At 69.5% G+C, this 15,535-nt stretch carries 13 protein-coding genes and 1 pseudogene; 3 read left to right on the forward strand and 11 right to left on the reverse strand.

Annotated elements, in window-relative coordinates; genetic code table 11:
- Window position 1: 1 nt before the first annotated feature.
- The gene (locus tag UAJ10_RS16915; RefSeq protein ID WP_322916383.1) at window positions 2-922 is read right to left on the reverse strand and encodes a DMT family transporter; all 921 of its coding nucleotides are present in this window, start codon (window positions 920-922) and stop codon (window positions 2-4) included.
- Window positions 923-1,037: 115 nt separating this feature from the next.
- Here UAJ10_RS16915 and UAJ10_RS16920 point away from each other — a divergent pair, with 115 nt between their 5' ends.
- Window positions 1,038-2,444, forward strand: coding sequence for an aminotransferase-like domain-containing protein (locus UAJ10_RS16920; RefSeq protein WP_322916384.1), 1,407 nt, complete (start codon window positions 1,038-1,040; stop codon window positions 2,442-2,444).
- On the opposite strand, the gene UAJ10_RS16925 is transcribed toward UAJ10_RS16920, so the two are convergent.
- The 4 genes from UAJ10_RS16925 to gltX form a co-directional block, all read right to left on the reverse strand.
- Entirely contained in the window at window positions 2,441-3,148 is a 708-nt protein-coding gene (locus tag UAJ10_RS16925; RefSeq protein WP_322916385.1) for a 2-phosphosulfolactate phosphatase, read from the reverse strand. The two genes, UAJ10_RS16920 and UAJ10_RS16925, sit on opposite strands and share 4 nt — an antisense overlap.
- Before the next feature lie 205 nt (window positions 3,149-3,353).
- Window positions 3,354-3,578, reverse strand: coding sequence for a hypothetical protein (locus UAJ10_RS16930; RefSeq protein ID WP_322916386.1), 225 nt, complete (start codon window positions 3,576-3,578; stop codon window positions 3,354-3,356).
- A 19-nt stretch (window positions 3,579-3,597) separates the two neighbouring features.
- The gene (gene gltA / locus UAJ10_RS16935; protein WP_145609293.1) at window positions 3,598-4,917 is read right to left on the reverse strand and encodes a citrate synthase; all 1,320 of its coding nucleotides are present in this window, start codon (window positions 4,915-4,917) and stop codon (window positions 3,598-3,600) included.
- A gap of 112 nt (window positions 4,918-5,029) precedes the next feature.
- The gene (gene gltX, locus UAJ10_RS16940; RefSeq protein ID WP_322916387.1) at window positions 5,030-6,436 is read right to left on the reverse strand and encodes a glutamate--tRNA ligase; all 1,407 of its coding nucleotides are present in this window, start codon (window positions 6,434-6,436) and stop codon (window positions 5,030-5,032) included.
- Window positions 6,437-6,778: 342 nt separating this feature from the next.
- On the opposite strand from gltX, the gene UAJ10_RS16945 reads away from it, so the two are divergent.
- Window positions 6,779-8,893 carry a ComEC/Rec2 family competence protein gene (locus tag UAJ10_RS16945; protein ID WP_322916388.1) on the forward strand — a complete coding sequence of 705 codons (2,115 nt, stop codon included), beginning with the start codon at window positions 6,779-6,781 and terminating at the stop codon, window positions 8,891-8,893.
- 38 nt (window positions 8,894-8,931) lie between these two features.
- Here UAJ10_RS16945 and lexA read toward each other — a convergent pair whose 3' ends face one another.
- The 6 genes and pseudogenes from lexA to UAJ10_RS16975 form a co-directional block, all read right to left on the reverse strand.
- Entirely contained in the window at window positions 8,932-9,645 is a 714-nt protein-coding gene (gene lexA / locus UAJ10_RS16950; RefSeq protein WP_322916389.1) for a transcriptional repressor LexA, read from the reverse strand.
- Between the two features lie 152 nt (window positions 9,646-9,797).
- On the reverse strand, window positions 9,798-10,997 hold the full coding sequence (locus tag UAJ10_RS16955) for a molybdopterin molybdotransferase MoeA (protein ID WP_322916390.1): 1,200 nt from the start codon (window positions 10,995-10,997) through the stop codon (window positions 9,798-9,800).
- 32 nt (window positions 10,998-11,029) lie between these two features.
- The gene (gene moaC / locus UAJ10_RS16960) at window positions 11,030-11,521 is read right to left on the reverse strand and encodes a cyclic pyranopterin monophosphate synthase MoaC (protein WP_322916391.1); all 492 of its coding nucleotides are present in this window, start codon (window positions 11,519-11,521) and stop codon (window positions 11,030-11,032) included.
- Between the two features lie 3 nt (window positions 11,522-11,524).
- Window positions 11,525-12,340 (reverse strand): indole-3-glycerol phosphate synthase TrpC, encoded by an 816-nt coding sequence (gene trpC, locus UAJ10_RS16965; RefSeq protein ID WP_322916392.1) that lies wholly within the window; start codon window positions 12,338-12,340, stop codon window positions 11,525-11,527.
- Complete coding sequence (trpD, locus tag UAJ10_RS16970; RefSeq protein WP_322916393.1) at window positions 12,337-13,401, reverse strand: anthranilate phosphoribosyltransferase; 1,065 nt, start codon at window positions 13,399-13,401, stop codon at window positions 12,337-12,339. Before trpD ends, trpC begins: the two co-directional genes overlap by 4 nt.
- Window positions 13,398-14,020, reverse strand: a pseudogene (locus tag UAJ10_RS16975) (anthranilate synthase component II). The gene trpD and the pseudogene UAJ10_RS16975 overlap by 4 nt, the downstream one beginning before the upstream one ends.
- 322 nt (window positions 14,021-14,342) lie before the next feature.
- Between UAJ10_RS16975 and UAJ10_RS16980 the strand changes: the two are divergent.
- The gene (locus UAJ10_RS16980) at window positions 14,343-15,482 is read left to right on the forward strand and encodes a divergent polysaccharide deacetylase family protein (RefSeq protein WP_322916394.1); all 1,140 of its coding nucleotides are present in this window, start codon (window positions 14,343-14,345) and stop codon (window positions 15,480-15,482) included.
- Window positions 15,483-15,535 lie beyond the last annotated feature (53 nt).

The following is a 15,535-nucleotide window of genomic DNA, read 5'->3' on the forward strand; positions in this document are numbered from 1 at the left end:
CTTATCCCCGGCGGCTTGCCCGTCGCGCGCCAGCCACGCACAGCACCACGACCAGGGCCGTGCCCAGGACGGCCGGCCCCACCGGTTCACCCAACAGCACGGCCGCCAGGCCGAAGCTGCAAAAGGGCTGCAGCAACTGGATCTGTCCCACCGCCGCCGTGCCGCCCAGGCCCAGGCCGTGGTACCAGAAGAAAAAGCCGATCAGCATGCTGAACAGGGTGACATAGCCCAGCGCCATCCAAGCGCTCGCCGGCACGGACTGCCAGTCGGTGGGGAAGGTGGCCCAGGCCAGGGGCGCCATGAGGGGCAGGGACAGCACCAGCGCCCAGCAGATGACCGGCCAGCCGCCCAGGTGGCGCGACAGGCGCGCGCCCTCCGCATAGGCCAGGCCGCAGACGGCCACGGCCAGGATCATCAGTCCGTCGCCGGGCGCCAACTGGACCCCACCCCGCAGCAGGGCGGGTGCCAGCGCATAGGTGGCGATGGCCGCGGCGCCGGCGCAGGAGAACAGCCAGAAGGACGCCCGGGGCCGGTCACCGCCGCGCAGCGCGCCGAACACGGCGGTCGAGATGGGCAACAGGCCACTGAAGACGACGGCGTGGGTGCTGGGCATCCAGCGCAGGGCCAGGGCCGACAGCAGGGGAAAGCCGACCACCGCGCCGCCGGCGACCACCGTCAGGGCGGGCAGGTCGCGCCAGCCGGGCCGGCGGGGCCGCAGCAGGACCAGCAGGCCGATGGCGATGACGCCGGCCAGGGCCGCCCGCGCCAGGCTGAGGAAATTGGCATCCAGCCCGGCGAGGCCGATCTTGGTCACCGGCAGGCTGCCGCTGAAGATGATGACGCCGATCAGGCCGTAGACGAAGCCCGCGGCCGGCTGGCGCGTTGGCGCCGTGAGGGGCGTGGGGACAGTTGTGTCCGTCATGGTGGGGCATCCTGGTTCGTGACGATGCCGATGCTGCCTATCGCTGCGGACGGTCACAAGATATGGTGCAGTACGGTTTGAGCAAACTGTACTGGTCCAAATGGCGATACAGTCGATGGAACCCGCCGCCGGCATGACCTTGGTCGAGACGGTCATGGCCGACATCCATGCCCGCGTGGATGGCCGGCTGCTGGCAGCCGGCGCCCGCGCCCCCTCCATCCGCGCCTTGGCGGAGCGGCTGGGCGTGTCCAAGTCCACGGTGGTGGAGGCGTATGACCGACTGGTGGCGGAGGGCGTGCTGGTGGCGCGCCCCGGCTCCGGCTTTTACGTCGCCAAGCGCGCGGCGCCGCTGGCGCTCATGGGCGCCGCGCTCGCCGGGGCGGGGCCGCCGCCGGACCGGGCGGTGGATCCGCTGTGGCTGATGCGCCAGGCGCTGGAGCCGGGCGAGGGCGTGCTCAAGCCCGGGTGCGGCTGGCTCCCAGCCGACTGGATGCCGGAGCCCGCCATCCGTCGCGCCTTCCGCGCCCTGGCGCGGGCGCCGTCCGGGGCCCTGTTGGACTACGACAATCCTTTGGGTTATCCGGCCTTGCGCCGCCATCTCTCCGACCGCTTCGCCGCCCGGGGGATCGCGGCGACGGCCGACCAGATCATGCTGACCGACAGCGGCAGCCAGGCCATCGACCTGGTTTGCCGCTATCTGCTGGAGCCAGGGGACGTCGTGCTGCTGGACGATCCCTGTTACTACAATTTCAAGACCGTGGTGGCCGCCCACCGTGCCCGCGCCGTCCCGGTGCCGTACACCCCCACCGGGCCGGACCTGGCGGTGTTCGCCCAGGCCGCCGCCACCCATCGGCCGCGCCTTTACATCACCAATGCCGCCCTGCACAATCCCACCGGGGCCAGCCTGACCGCGCCGGTGGCCCACAAGCTGCTTACCCTGGCGGCGGCCCATGACATCCTGATCGTCGAGGACGACATCTTCAGCGATTTCGAGGCGGAGCCGTCGCCCCGGCTGGCCGCCTTCGATGGGCTGGAGCGGGTGATCCACATCGGCAGCTTTTCCAAGACGCTGTCGGCGGCGGTGCGCTGCGGCTATGTCGTGGCGCGCGGGGACTGGATTCAGGGGATCGCCGACGTGAAGCTGGCGACCGCCTTCGGCAATGCCACCACCAATCCCCGCATCATCCACCAGTTGCTCACCGACGGCAGCTATCGCCGGCATATGGAGGGTGTACGCGCGCGCCTGGCCGGCGCCATGGGCCGTACGCTGCGCCGGTTGGAGATGTTGGGCCTCAAGCCCTGGGCGGAGCCCCGGGGCGGCATGTTCCTATGGGCGGCCCTGCCGCCGGGGGTGTCCTCGGTGGCGCTGGCTCGCACGGCGCTGGACCATGGGGTGGTGCTGGCGCCCGGCGACGTCTTCAGCCTGACCAATTCCGCCGACGGCTTCCTGCGTTTCAACGTCGCCCAGTCCGACAGCCCCCGCATCTTTGAGGTGCTGGCCCGGGTGATGGAGGGGACCTAGGGCGCCTGATAAGCGCCGTCGCGCAAGACCGGCGCCGTGGCACTGACGTTCAGGTCAACGGCAAGTTCCACGTCATCGGCGTAGCCCCAGCCGGCCAATTCCCGGCCGGATCTGGTGCCTCGGATGATATCGGCCAAGTCCGGCCCGGCTGCCCGGTAGGCGTCGCGCGCCACCCGCGCCTCGGCGGACAGGGGCAGGTCCAATGCCGCGACGACGGCACCGGCCCCCAGCAGGTCCTCCACCGCCGGCCGCAAGCTGCCATCCGGCCAACGCTCGCCTGCCGGAATGACGGCGATGTCGCCGCCTCCGGCCAGCATGCGTGCCCGCTGCGCGACGGCCGTGGCATTGCGCAGGCAGCCGGCCAGCACGGTCGCCGTACCACCGGCAAGGGACAGCCGGGAGCCATTGGGCGACGGCAGCATAAGCCGGGTACCGGACGTGATGGTGGTGAGGGAGCGGGGCGAGAGGCTGAGCTGGCCACCGGCGTTGCGCGGCGCCGCCAACACGGCGCCCGCCTCCTCGGCGGCGGCCTGGGCTGCCGCCGCATCCCCGTAGGGAAAGGGCAGGATGGCCGCGCCGCGGCCGGTGGCGATCTCGACAGCGGTGGAAAAAGACAGCACGTCGACGATGACCAGCACCGCCGCGCGGTCGCGCAAGGCCTCCACCCCGGCAAACCCCCATTCACTGTGTACGGTTTGGGCCATGGTCGTACCTACGACGTACAGCTTCGCCCGCCAGCCCCAATAAGACCTGGGCGAATTATTGCCGATGGGTTCATTCGCATGCATTGATGGCAATGCTAGCAAGACCAGATAGGAGCCTTGGACGTTGGGGCGTCGCTAAGGAAAAGGCCGCCCAGTCGCCCGGACGGCCTTTCCAGAAGCAGGGGAAGGTCTTCGCCATCTTGCGTCAGTGCAGCAAGGACACCACGGTGGCCGCGACGCCCAGGACTGCGCCCAGGGTGGCGAAGGTCATCCATGCCAGCCGCTTCAACCGCCGGCCCGGGGGCACGGGATTGTCGTTGGCTGGCAAGTGGCCCTCCAGCGAACGGGCGGGCAGGATGCGGGCGCGGGGTTGGGACCGGCTGCCGCCCGTCCCGTTATCGCCATCGCTGGGATGAACCCGCTCCGCCATCGTCCCGTCCGCCTATGCCTTAGCGCTGCTCGACCGGGACATAATCCCGCGTCGTGGCGCCGGTGTACAGCTGACGCGGACGGCCGATCTTCTGCGAGGTGTCGGCGATCATTTCCTGCCACTGGGCGATCCAGCCCACGGTGCGGGCCAGGGCGAACAGCACGGTGAACATGCTGGTCGGGAAGCCGATGGCCTTCAGGATGATGCCCGAGTAGAAGTCGACGTTGGGGTACAGCTTCTTCTCGATGAAGTACGGGTCTTCCAGGGCGATGCGCTCCAGCTCCACCGCGATGTCCAGCAGGGGATCGTCCTTGATGCCCAGTTCGGCCAGGACTTCCTTACAGGTCTGCTGCATGACCTTGGCGCGCGGGTCGTAGTTCTTGTAGACCCGGTGACCGAAGCCCATCAGGCGGAAGCTGTCGTTCTTGTCCTTGGCGCGGGCGATGAACTCGGGGATCCGGTCCTTGTGGCCGATCTCACCCAGCATCTTCAGCACGGCCTCGTTGGCGCCGCCGTGGGCGGGGCCCCACAGGCAGGCGATGCCGGCGGCGATGCAGGCGAAGGGGTTGGCGCCGGAGGAGCCGGACAGACGCACCGTGGAGGTGGAGGCGTTCTGCTCATGATCGGCGTGCAGGATGAAGATCTTGTCCATCGCCTTGGCGATGACCGGGTTGATCTTGTACGGCTCGCACGGGACGCCGAAGGTCATGTTGAGGAAGTTCTCAGCATAGCCCAGGTCGTTGCGCGGATACACGAAGGGCTGGCCGATCGAGTACTTGTAGGCCATGGCGGCTAGCGTCGGCATCTTCGCGATCAGGCGGTGCGACGCCACCATGCGCTGGCGCGGATCCTCGATGTCGGTGCTGTCGTGGTAGAAGGCCGACAGGGCGCCGACCACGCCGCACATGACGGCCATCGGGTGGGCATCGCGACGGAAACCGCGGAAGAACTGCGACAGCTGCTCATGCACCATGGTGTGATAGGTGATGGAGCGCTCGAACTCGCTCTTTTCCTTGGCGTTCGGCAGCTCACCGTGCAGCATCAGATAGCAGACTTCCATGAAGTCGCTCTTCTCGGCCAGCTGCTCGATGGGATAGCCGCGGTGCAGCAGGACGCCCTTATCGCCGTCGATGAAGGTGATCTTGGACTCGCAGCTGCCGGTCGAGGTGAAGCCCGGGTCGTACGTGAAGTACCCGGTGTCGCCGTAGAGCTTGCGGATATCGATCACGTCAGGGCCGGTCGTGCCGTGCATGACGGGGAATTCGTAAGACTTACCGGTTTGGTTGTCGGTGAGGGTGACCGTTTTCTTTCCGGCCGCCGGTGTCGTCGTATCGCTCATTTCGGCACGTCCTTGTTTATACGGAGCGGGGCCCTCTGCCCCTTATTGGTCTTTATGACGCGGTGCGGAGTGTAGTGTTCCGCACCGCCGAAGGCAATGACGCCAGGAGGGCTCACGCACCCCCTGCGACATCACTGATACGGGCCAGGGTTTCAGCCTGGCCCAGCACTTCCGCCACCTCGAAGATCGGTGGCGAGACCGTGGAACCGGAGAGTGCAGCGCGCAACGGCTGGGCCAATTTGCCCAGCTTCAGGCCCGTCTCCTCGGCATACGCGCGGACGATCCCCTCCAGGGTCGCCGCGGTCCAGTCGGACGCGTCCTTCAGGCGGCCGGCGATGGTCGCCAGCTGGGCCCGGGCCTCGTCGGACAAGAGTTGGGTGGCCTTGTCGTCCAGCGGAAGGGGGCGGGCCGTGATATAAAACTGTGCGCCCGACGCAAGTTCCACCAGGGTCTTGGCCCGCGCCTTCAGGCCCGGCATGGCGCGCCGCAGCAGATCGCGGTCGGCGTCGTTCAACTCACGCCCCAGGGCCGTGACCAATCGGGGGCCGATCAGATCCACCAGCCGGGCATCGTCCGCCTGCCGGATGTAATGGCCGTTCAGGTTGTCCAGCTTGGCGTAGTCCATGCGCGACGGGGACCGGCCGATGCCTTCCAGGTTGAACCAGGAAATGGCGTCCTCGGTGCTGATGATCTCGTCATCACCGTGGCTCCAGCCCAGGCGCAGCAGATAGTTGCGCAGCGCCTCCGGCAGATAGCCCAGGTCGCGGTAGGCCTCGGCCCCCAGGGCGCCGTGGCGCTTGCTCAGCTTGGCGCCGTCCGGCCCGTGGATCAGGGGGATGTGGGCGAAGTCCGGCGGCGTCCAGCCCATCGCCTGGTAGATCTGCAACTGGCGGAAGGTGTTGGTCAGGTGGTCGTCACCCCGGATCACCTGGGTGACGCCCATGTCCTGGTCGTCCACCACCACCGACAGCATGTAGGTCGGCGTGCCGTCGGCGCGCAGCAGCACCATGTCGTCCAGCTGGCTGTTCTGCACCCGCACCTCACCCTGCACCTTGTCCTGCAGGACGGTCTCGCCCTCGCGCGGGGCCTTCAGGCGGATGACGGGAGCCACGCCGGCCGGCGCCTCCGACGGGTCGCGGTCGCGCCAGCGGCCGTCGTAGCGCATGGGCAGGCCGGCGGCCCTCTGCTGCTCCCGCATCTCTTCCAGCTCTTCCGGCGAGCAGTAGCAATGGTAGGCGTGCCCTTGGGCCAGCATGGTGCGCGCCACCTCGGCATGGCGCTCGCGCCGCTCGAACTGGCTGACGGCGTCGCCGTCCCAGGTCAGGCCCAGCCAGCTCAGGCCGTCGATAATGGCGTCCACCGCCGCCTGGGTCGACCGCGCCCGGTCCGTATCCTCGATGCGCAGCAGGAAGGTGCCGCCGTGGTGGCGGGCGTACAGCCAGTTGAACAGGGCGGTACGGGCACCGCCGATGTGCAGGTAGCCAGTGGGGGACGGGGCGAAGCGGGTGACAACACTCATGGGAAACGCACTCTCCGGCATGCGGGCGGGCGGCGCCCCGTCGGGGCGTCTGGACGGGTCGCCTAGGCAGGGACGCATCCAGAGGTTGACGGTGCCACGCGAATATCGAGATAGCTGGTGATCAGATCCGGCGGCAGAATAACCGCCAGGGGCGCATCACCAGGATGCGGAAGCCGCTGAGATAGCACACCCGGAACGAAGATGCACCCTGAGGCAGACCCCGCTGGAGAGGACTGGGACCGTGAGGCCCCGTACTTGTCGAATGGGTCCTATTTGGCTACTGGGCGGAGCGAATTTGGCGCCGACCCCCCTCCCTCAGATGTGATGAGGATCACACATCGTGTGCTCGCCGCGTTAGCCAGCATTGTCGCATCTGCGTATGTCAATTTGGTGGAAGAGCGGGAACGTTGGGTCCTTTGGGTTCCCGTCTTTCTAGGGGCCGGCATCGCCCTCTATTTCGCCATGCCGGGCGAGCCGCCGCCCTGGTCCGGCCTGCTGTTCACCCTCGGGGTCCTTGGCCTGTACTTGTTGGCGGGGGAGCGGCTGCCCCTGCGGCTGGCCTTGGGCGCCCTGCTGGCCCTGGGCGTGGGCTTCACGGCGGTGGAGGCCCGCACCACCTGGCTCAAGACCCCCATCCTGCAGCGTCCCCTGGGACCTGTGCCGGTGGAGGGCCGCGTGGCCAATGTGGAGCGGCTGGACAAGGGCGTACGCGTCACCCTGGCCGACCCACGCATTCCCCGCCTGGCGCCGGAGCTGACGCCGCCCGCCGTACGCATCCGTCTGCGGCCGACCGACGCGGCCCCGCCCGCCGGCACGCGGGTGCGTATCCTGGCGGCCCTGCGTCCGCCGCCGGACAGTCCGGAGCCGGGCGCCTACGATTTCCGCCGTTCCGCCTTTTACCAAGGCATCGGCGCCGTCGGCTTCGCGTTCAAGACGCCCGAGGTGGTGGCGCCGGCGCCGGTGGGTGTTGTCGGCTGGATCAACGACCTCGTGGTGGCCTTGCGTGAACTGATCGCCGACCGCGTGGCCGCCCGCCTCAGCGGCGCGCCCGCCATGATCGCCATCGCCCTGCTGAATGGGGAACAGACAGGTATTCCGCCCGACGACTTGCAGGCCATGCGCGTTTCCGGCCTGCAGCACATCCTGTCCATCTCCGGCCTGCACATCAGCCTGGTGGCGGCGTTGTTCTACTTTTTCGCCCGGGCGGCCCTGGCCCTGTGGGAGGGGGTGGCGCTGCGCTATCCCATCAAGAAGTGGGCCGCCGCCTTCGCCATACTGGCCACCCTGGCCTACATGATGCTGGTGGGCGCGCAAGTGCCCACCTTGCGCTCCGTCCTCATGACGGCGCTGGCCATGGTGGCCATCCTGGCCGACCGCTCGGTCCTGAGCCCCCGGGCCATCGCCGTCGCCGGCATCCTCTGCCTGCTGTACCAGCCGGAGCAATTGCCCGGTCCCAGTTTCCAGATGAGCTTCGGCGCCGTGCTGGCGCTGATCAGCGCGTACGAGGTCTTGCGCGGCCCCCTGAACCGTTGGCGCAAGGATGGGGGTTGGCTGCGCCGTGCCGCCCTGTTCGTCGGGGGGCTGTGCCTGACCTCCATCATTTCCACCATCGCCACCATGCCGTTCTGCCTCTACCACTTCCAGCAGGTGGCCAATTACGGCGTGCTGGCCAACCTGATCGGCATTCCCATCACCGAGCTGTGGATCATGCCGCTGTGCCTGCTGGCCTATGTCGCCATGCCCTTCCACCTGGAGGGCTGGATCATCGACATGATCGGCTGGGGCTGCGACGGCATCCTGTGGACGGCGCGCATTACGGCCGCCTTGCCCGGCGCGGCCCTGCATGGCGCGGCCTTGTCCGACGTGGCCTTCGGCCTGCTGGTGGTGGGCGGCCTGTGGCTGATGCTGTGGCGCCGCCGTTGGCGCCTGATCGGCCTGGCACCCATCGCGGTGGGCTGCGTGCTGGCGCCGCTGACGCCCCGGCCGGACATGGTGGTATCGGGTGGCGGCACCATGGTGGCGGTGCGCGATGGTGGCGGCAAGCTGTGGCTGTCCTCCTCACGGGGAGGCGGCTTCGAGGTGGAGACCTGGGGCAAGCGCGATGGCGGGGAAGGCCGCCCGCCCGCCTGGCCCACCGTGGGCACGGACGACGGCAGCCTGCGCTGCGACAGCCTGGGCTGCCTCTACCATCCCGACCTTTATCGACCGGAGCGGCGCGAGCCCGCCATCCCGGACGGGCGCCTGGTCGCCATCGCCTGGACCCGCGATGCCCTGGCGGAGGATTGCGACAATGCCGACCTGGTGATCTCCCGCGTGCCGGCGGCGGGCTGCGACGCCCCGCAGGTCATCGGCCCCGACGTGCTGGCCGCCCGCGGCGCGCACGCCCTGTACTTCGAACGCGGCGGTGTACGCATCGAGACGGTACACGACCCGCAAAGCAAACGGCCCTGGGACTGACGTCGCCAGGGCCGTTGTTTGGTCTAGGATGGCCGTGATCAATACCGGCGGAACAGGCCCACCAGGCGGCCCTGCACCCGCACGCGGTCGGCGCCGAACACCCGGGTCTCGTAGGAGGGGTTGGCCGGTTCCAGGGCGATGGAGTTGTTCTTACGGCGCAGGCGCTTCAGCGTCACTTCGGCGGCGTCAACCAGGGCGACGACGATGGCGCCGTTCTCCGCCGTCTCGCAGCGCTGGATGATGACGGTGTCGCCGTCGTGGATGCCGGCGTCCACCATGCTGTCGCCGGCGACTTCCAGGGCGTAATGCTCACCGATGCCCAGCATGGAGACGGGAATGTCGATGGTGCTGCCGCTATCGCGCAGCGCCTCGATGGGCAGGCCGGCGGCGATGCGACCGTACAGCGGCAGGCTGACGGCACCGATGGCATCGCCAGCATCCCGGCCGGGCAGGCCCGCCTGGAAATCGGCCTTGATGACATTGGGCTTGAACCGGGGCTCCACGTCCGCCGGTGCCGCGGCCTTCTTCGGCACCGGCGCTTCCGGCAGGCGCAACACCTCCAGCGCACGGGCCCGGTGCGGCAGGCGGCGGATGAACCCGCGCTCCTCCAACCCGGTGATCAGGCGATGGATGCCGGACTTGGACTTCAGTCCCAAGGCGTCCTTCATCTCATCGAATGAGGGGGAGACGCCGCCTTCACCCAGATGCTGGTGGATGTACAGCAGCAACTCCTGTTGCTTCCGCGTCAGCATATCGCCCCCTTCGCTGTGTCGAGCCGCTAGATATGGAACAAACCCGAAACGTACTGGCCATGTTCTATTTTGGTTCACGGCCCGCGTCAAGGGTTAGCGATGAAAAACCACCGGACGATGACAGATTTAGGGCGGCTGGAGGGGGATGGGCCTTAAATCTCGTCCAGCGGGACGATGTCCACCACCGTGCCGGCCTCGGCGGCGGGGGCGTGGGGCGGGCGGATGATCAGGCAATCCGCCGCCGCCAGGCGACTCAGCATGGAACTGTCCTGCTGGGTGAAGGGCGCGACGGCGGGCAGGGCGCCATCGCCGGCCACCAACGTGGCGCGTAGGTAGTCCTGACGCCGGTCGTTGGCGGGCAGCGCGCTGGCCAGCACCGCCCGCGCCCGGGGCAGCTCCGCCGGGGCCAAACCCTGCATCCGGCGCAGCGCCGGGACCAGGAACAGGGTGGCGCACACCAGGCTGGAGACGGGGTTGCCCGGCAGGCCCAGCAGGGGCGTGGCCCCCAGGCGGCCGAACATCAGCGGCTTGCCCGGCCGCATGGCGATCTTCCAGAAATCCAAGTCCAAACCCTGGCCGCCCAACGCGTCGCGCACCAGGTCGTATTCGCCAACGGACGCGCCGCCGGTGGTGACCAGCAGGTCGCAGCCCGCGGCCCCTCGCGCCAGGGTGGCCAGGGTGTCGGCGTCATCAGGCGCGATGCCCAGGTTGACTGGCGTGCCCCCGTGGCGCCGCACCAGCGCCGCCAGCGCCAGGCCGTTGCTGCTGACGATCTGCCCGGGGCCCAGCGGCTCGCCCGGCATCACCACCTCATCCCCCGTGGCCAGGATGGCGACGCGGGGACGGCGGTGCACGGTCAGGAACGGGTGGTTCATGGCGGCGGCCAGGGCCACGTCGCGCACGGTCAGGCGGCGGCCGGCTTTCAGGCCCACGGTGCCGGCGGTGAAGTCCAGGCCGGCGGCGCGCACCCAGCGGCCGGGCGTGCCCTCGCGCACGCGCACGGCTTGGCCCAGGTCGTCGCTATCCTCCTGCAGCACCACGGTGTCGGCGCCATCGGGGATGATGCTGCCGGTGAACAGGCGCACCGCCTGGCCCGGCGCCACCGTGCCGGCGAAGGGCCGGCCGGCCGGCGCCTCGCCGACGCGGGCCAACGTGACGGGCGAGGTGCCCAGATCCGATCCCCGCACCGCCCAGCCATCCATGGCGGAGACGGCGGCCGGCGGCTGCGTCACCCGGGCCACGACGTCGGCGGCCAGCACGCGGCCCTGCGCCTCGCCCACCCCCACCAGTTCGCCGGCCAGGGGCTGGAACTGGGCCAGGATGCGGGCCAGCGCTTCGTCAACGGGGATCATGGGAGGGACCTGCGGTTCAGAGGACTGTTCAGTCAGGGAGTGTCCGCGCGATAGGGGCCGCTCTTGCCGCCATCCTTGGCGATCAGGCGAATGTCGGCGATGACCATGCCCTTATCCACCGCCTTGCACATGTCGTACAGCGTCAGGGCGGCGACGCTGACGGCGGTCAGCGCCTCCATCTCCACCCCCGTGCGGCCCTTCAGCTTGGCCGTGGCCTCGATCTCCACGGCGTTCTGCTCGGGCAGACAGGTCAGGTCCACCGTCACCTTGGTCAGGGCCAGTGGGTGGCACAGGGGGATGAGGTCCGGCGTGCGCTTGGCCGCCATGATGCCGGCCAGCCGCGCCACGCCCAGCACATCGCCCTTGCCCATCTGGCCCGCCTGGATCAGGGCCAGGGTCTCCGCCTTCATGACCACGCGGCCACGGGCGGTCGCCAGACGTTCCGTCTCCGCCTTGTCGGAGACGTCGACCATCACCGCCTGGCCGGCGGCGTCGAAATGGGTGAAGCCGCTATTCTCCGCCATGGGTCACGCCACGGCCTTGTCGAGCCCCAACAGGGCGCGGGTGGCGGCGGCCACGTCGGCTTGGCGCATCAGCGACTCACCCACCAGGAAACGGCGGGCGCCCACGATTTCCATGCGCAGCAGGTCCTGCGGGCTGTACAGGCCGCTTTCCGCCACCAGGTGGCGGCCCGGCGGCACCATGCCGGCCAGCATCTCGGTGGTGGCGAGGTCGATGAACAGGGTCTTGAGGTTGCGGTTGTTCACGCCCAGCAGGCCGCCGGGCAGGGTCAGGGCGCGGCGCATCTCCTCGATGTCGTGCACCTCGACCAGGACATCCATGCCCCAGCCGGTGGCGGCGTCATAGAGCTCCAGCGCCTGGGCATCGTCCAGCGCCGCCATGATCAGCAGGATGCAGTCGGCACCCAGGGCACGCGCCTCCGCCACCTGGTAGGTGTCCAGCATGAAGTCCTTGCGCAGCACCGGCAGGTCGCAGGCGGCGCGGGCCGCCACCAGGTATTCATCGGCTCCCTGGAAATAGGGCACGTCGGTCAGCACCGACAGGCAGGCGGCGCCGCCCTCCTGGTAGGCCTTGGCCAGGGCGGGAGGATCGAAGTCCTCCCGGATCAGGCCCTTGCTGGGGCTGGCCTTCTTGATCTCGGCGATCAGGGCGTACAGGCCGGCGTCCACCTTGGCCTGTAGGGCGCGGGCGAAGCCCCGGGTGGGGCCGGCGTCGCGCGCCGCCTGTTCCACCTCGGCAAGGGGGCGGGCGGCCTTGGCATTGGCGATATGCTCACGCTTGTCGGCGCAAATCCGGGCCAGGACGTCTGCTGCGTCGCTCATGCGCGGGGTCCTTCTGTTTCTTCCGCCACCGGGGGCGGCAGGGGGCAATGACGGGCCAGGGCCGCCAGCTTGGCGGCGGCGCGGCCGTCGTCCAGTGCCTCGGCCGCCTGGGCCACGCCGTCACGCAAGGTGGTGGCCTTATCGGCGACGATCAAGGCGGCGGCCGCGTTGATCAGCACAATGTCACGGTAGGCGCCCTGTTCCCCCGCCAGCACGGCGCGCAGCGCCCGGGCATTCTCCGCCGCGTCGCCGCCCCGGATGTCCTGGGGCCGGGCGCGGGGCAGGCCGGCATCCTCCGGCGTCACCTGGAAGCGGCGGATGGCGCCGTGGCGCAGCTCCGCCACATGGGTGGCGCCGGTGGTGGTGATCTCGTCCAGCCCGTCCTCGCCGCTGACCACCCAGGCGACGTCCGTGCCCAGGCGGTTCAGCACCTGGGCCAGCGGTTCCACCCAGCGCTCGGCGAACACGCCCATCAGCTGGCGCTTGGCGCCCGCCGGATTGGACAGGGGGCCGGTCAGGTTGAAGATGGTGCGGGTGCCCAGCTCCACCCGCGTGGGGCCCACGTTGCGCATGGCGCCATGGTGGCGGGTGGCCATGAGGAAGGTGATGCCGTCCTGCCATAAGGCGGTGCGCACGGCCTCCAGCTCCGCCTCCACGTTCACGCCCAACTGGCCCAGCACGTCGGCGGCGCCGGATTTGGAGGAGAGGGCGCGGTTGCCGTGCTTGGCCACCGGCACGCCGCAGGCGGCCAGCACGAAGGCCACGGTGGTGGAGATGTTGTAGGTGCCGCTGGCGTCGCCGCCGGTGCCGCAAGTGTCGATGGTCCCCGGCGGGCAGTCGATGCGGGCGGCGCGGCCGCGCAGCGCGCGCACCGCGCCCGTGATCTCATCCACCGTTTCGCCGCGCACGCGCAGCGCCATGAGGAAGCCCCCCATCTGGGATGGGGTTGCGTTGCCGGACATGATGATGTCGAAGGCGGCCAGGGCCTGATCCTCCGACAGGCGCTTGCCCTCGGCCACCCGGCCGAGCAGCGCCTTCATGTCACCGATGTCACCGCTCATGCCGCCAGGCCGGTCTTCTTGACGGCCTTGCGCGCCACGCCGGCGAAATCCAGGAAGTTCGCCAGGATTTGGTGGCCGTGGTCGGAGGCGATGCTCTCGGGATGGAACTGCACGCCGTGGATGGGCAGGCTGCGGTGACGCAGCGCCATGATCATCTGGTCCTCGGCCCCCCCTCGATCCAGGCGACCGACTCCAGCTCCGCCGGCAGGGTCTCACGCTCCACGATCAGGGAGTGGTAGCGCGTGGCGGCGAAGGGGGTGGGCAGGGTCTTCATGACGCCTTCGCCCTGGTGGGTGACCTGGCTGACCTTGCCGTGCATGGGCACCGGCGCGCGGATGACGCGGCCGCCGAAGGCCTGGCCGATGGCCTGGTGGCCCAGGCAGACGCCCAGCAGGGGGATGCCCCGCTCCGCGGCGGCCGTGATCAGGGGCAGGCAGATGCCGGCCTTGTCCGGATCGCAAGGACCGGGGGACAGGACGATGGCCTCCGGCTTCAGGGCCAGCGCGTCATCCACACTCAGCGCGTTGTTACGCCAAACGGCCACGTCGGCGCCCAGCTCGCCGATGTAATGGACGAGATTGTACGTGAAGCTATCGTAATTATCGATGAGCAGCAGCATGATCTGGGAACCCGTTCGGGGGAAATTGGACGTGGCCAAAGGTGGCCTACACTAGTCCCGAGGCCGCGGGCAGGGCAACCGGATTGGGCGCGGATCCGGTAAGCGGCCTACGCCGGCTCGGCAAACGTGGAGGCGGCCTACGCCGCCGGCTGCTGCCTGTGATGGGCGACATACGCCGCCTAGGAGATTGCCAGCACAAGCGGGGCTGTAGCAGTACTGGTCAACCGGTTCCCAGTCGGGGCCCGGCCATCCGCCGTGAAGGGACAGTCATGACCGTTTCCGCCATCTCCGCCCCCGTTCCTTCCGGCCCACGGTTCCGCTGATGCCCCGCCGCGTCACTCCCCCGCCGCCGTTGGGCCGGCCTGGCCAGAAAGGCCCCAAGCGTGCGCCAACCCGCCGGCGCAAGGGCGCCCGGATCAGCCTGACCCGGACGCAGCTGGCCGGCGTCATCGGGCTGACCGCCATCGTGGCGCTGCTGGGCGCCTATGTGCTGGGCAACCGCCACCCGCATAAGCCCGCGGTCGCGACCGTGCCGACCCAGTCCGGGCCAGGCAAGACGGGACCCCGCCCGCCGGGCGCGCCGCCGGCACCGCCCCCGGAACAGCATGCGGAACAGCATGCGGAGGCGCCGGCAATGCCCGCACCAGCCGTGCCACCCAAGGCTGAGGCGCTCCGGACTGAGGCGCCCCGGACTGAGGCGCCTAAGGCCGAACCGGGCAAAGGGGCCGCGTGGCGGCGCAACGCGGTGCCATCGCCCCAAATGGCGGCGCCCGCGCCCGGTGCCGCGCACGCGCGCATCGTGCTGGTGATCGATGATTTGGGCGTGGACCGGCCCCGCTCCACCCGCGCCGTGGCGCTGCCGGGCCCGGTCACCACCGCGTGGCTGCCCTACGCCCATGATCTGGCCGACCAGACCCGGGCGGCGCGGGCGGCGGGGCATGAACTGATCGTGCATGTGCCCATGGAGCCGGTGGGCAAGGCCGATCCCGGCCCCGGTGCCCTGACCGTCAATCTTGGCGATGAGGAAATACAGCGGCGCCTGGAAACGGACCTCGCGTCGTTCGACGGCTATGTCGGCATCAACAACCACATGGGCAGCCGCTTCACGGCCGACGAGGGCAAGCTGTCCATCGTGCTGGCGGAACTGTCCCGCCGGGGGCTGATGTTCCTGGACAGCCGGACCACGCCCGACACCAAGGGGCCGGAACTGGCCGCCCGCTACCATTTGCCGCTGGTCAGCCGCGACGTCTTCCTGGACGACGACCAGTCGCCCAAGGCGGTGCAGGCCATGCTGGCCAAGGTGGAGGAGGTGGCCCGCCGCCACGGCACCGCCGTCGCCATCGGCCACCCGCACGACGTCACCCTGACGGCGCTGGAGCATTGGCTGCCCACCCTGGCGGCCAAGGGCTTTGTCCTGGTGCCCTTGACGGCCGTCATAGCGCCGCCGCCGGGCGGCACCTGATAATCGCTTGATGAACCGCGTCCTGATGGCCGGTCATGGTGTGTGGAGAACGA

Source organism: Nitrospirillum guaranorum, from assembly GCF_034653275.1.
GTDB lineage: Bacteria > Pseudomonadota > Alphaproteobacteria > Azospirillales > Azospirillaceae > Nitrospirillum.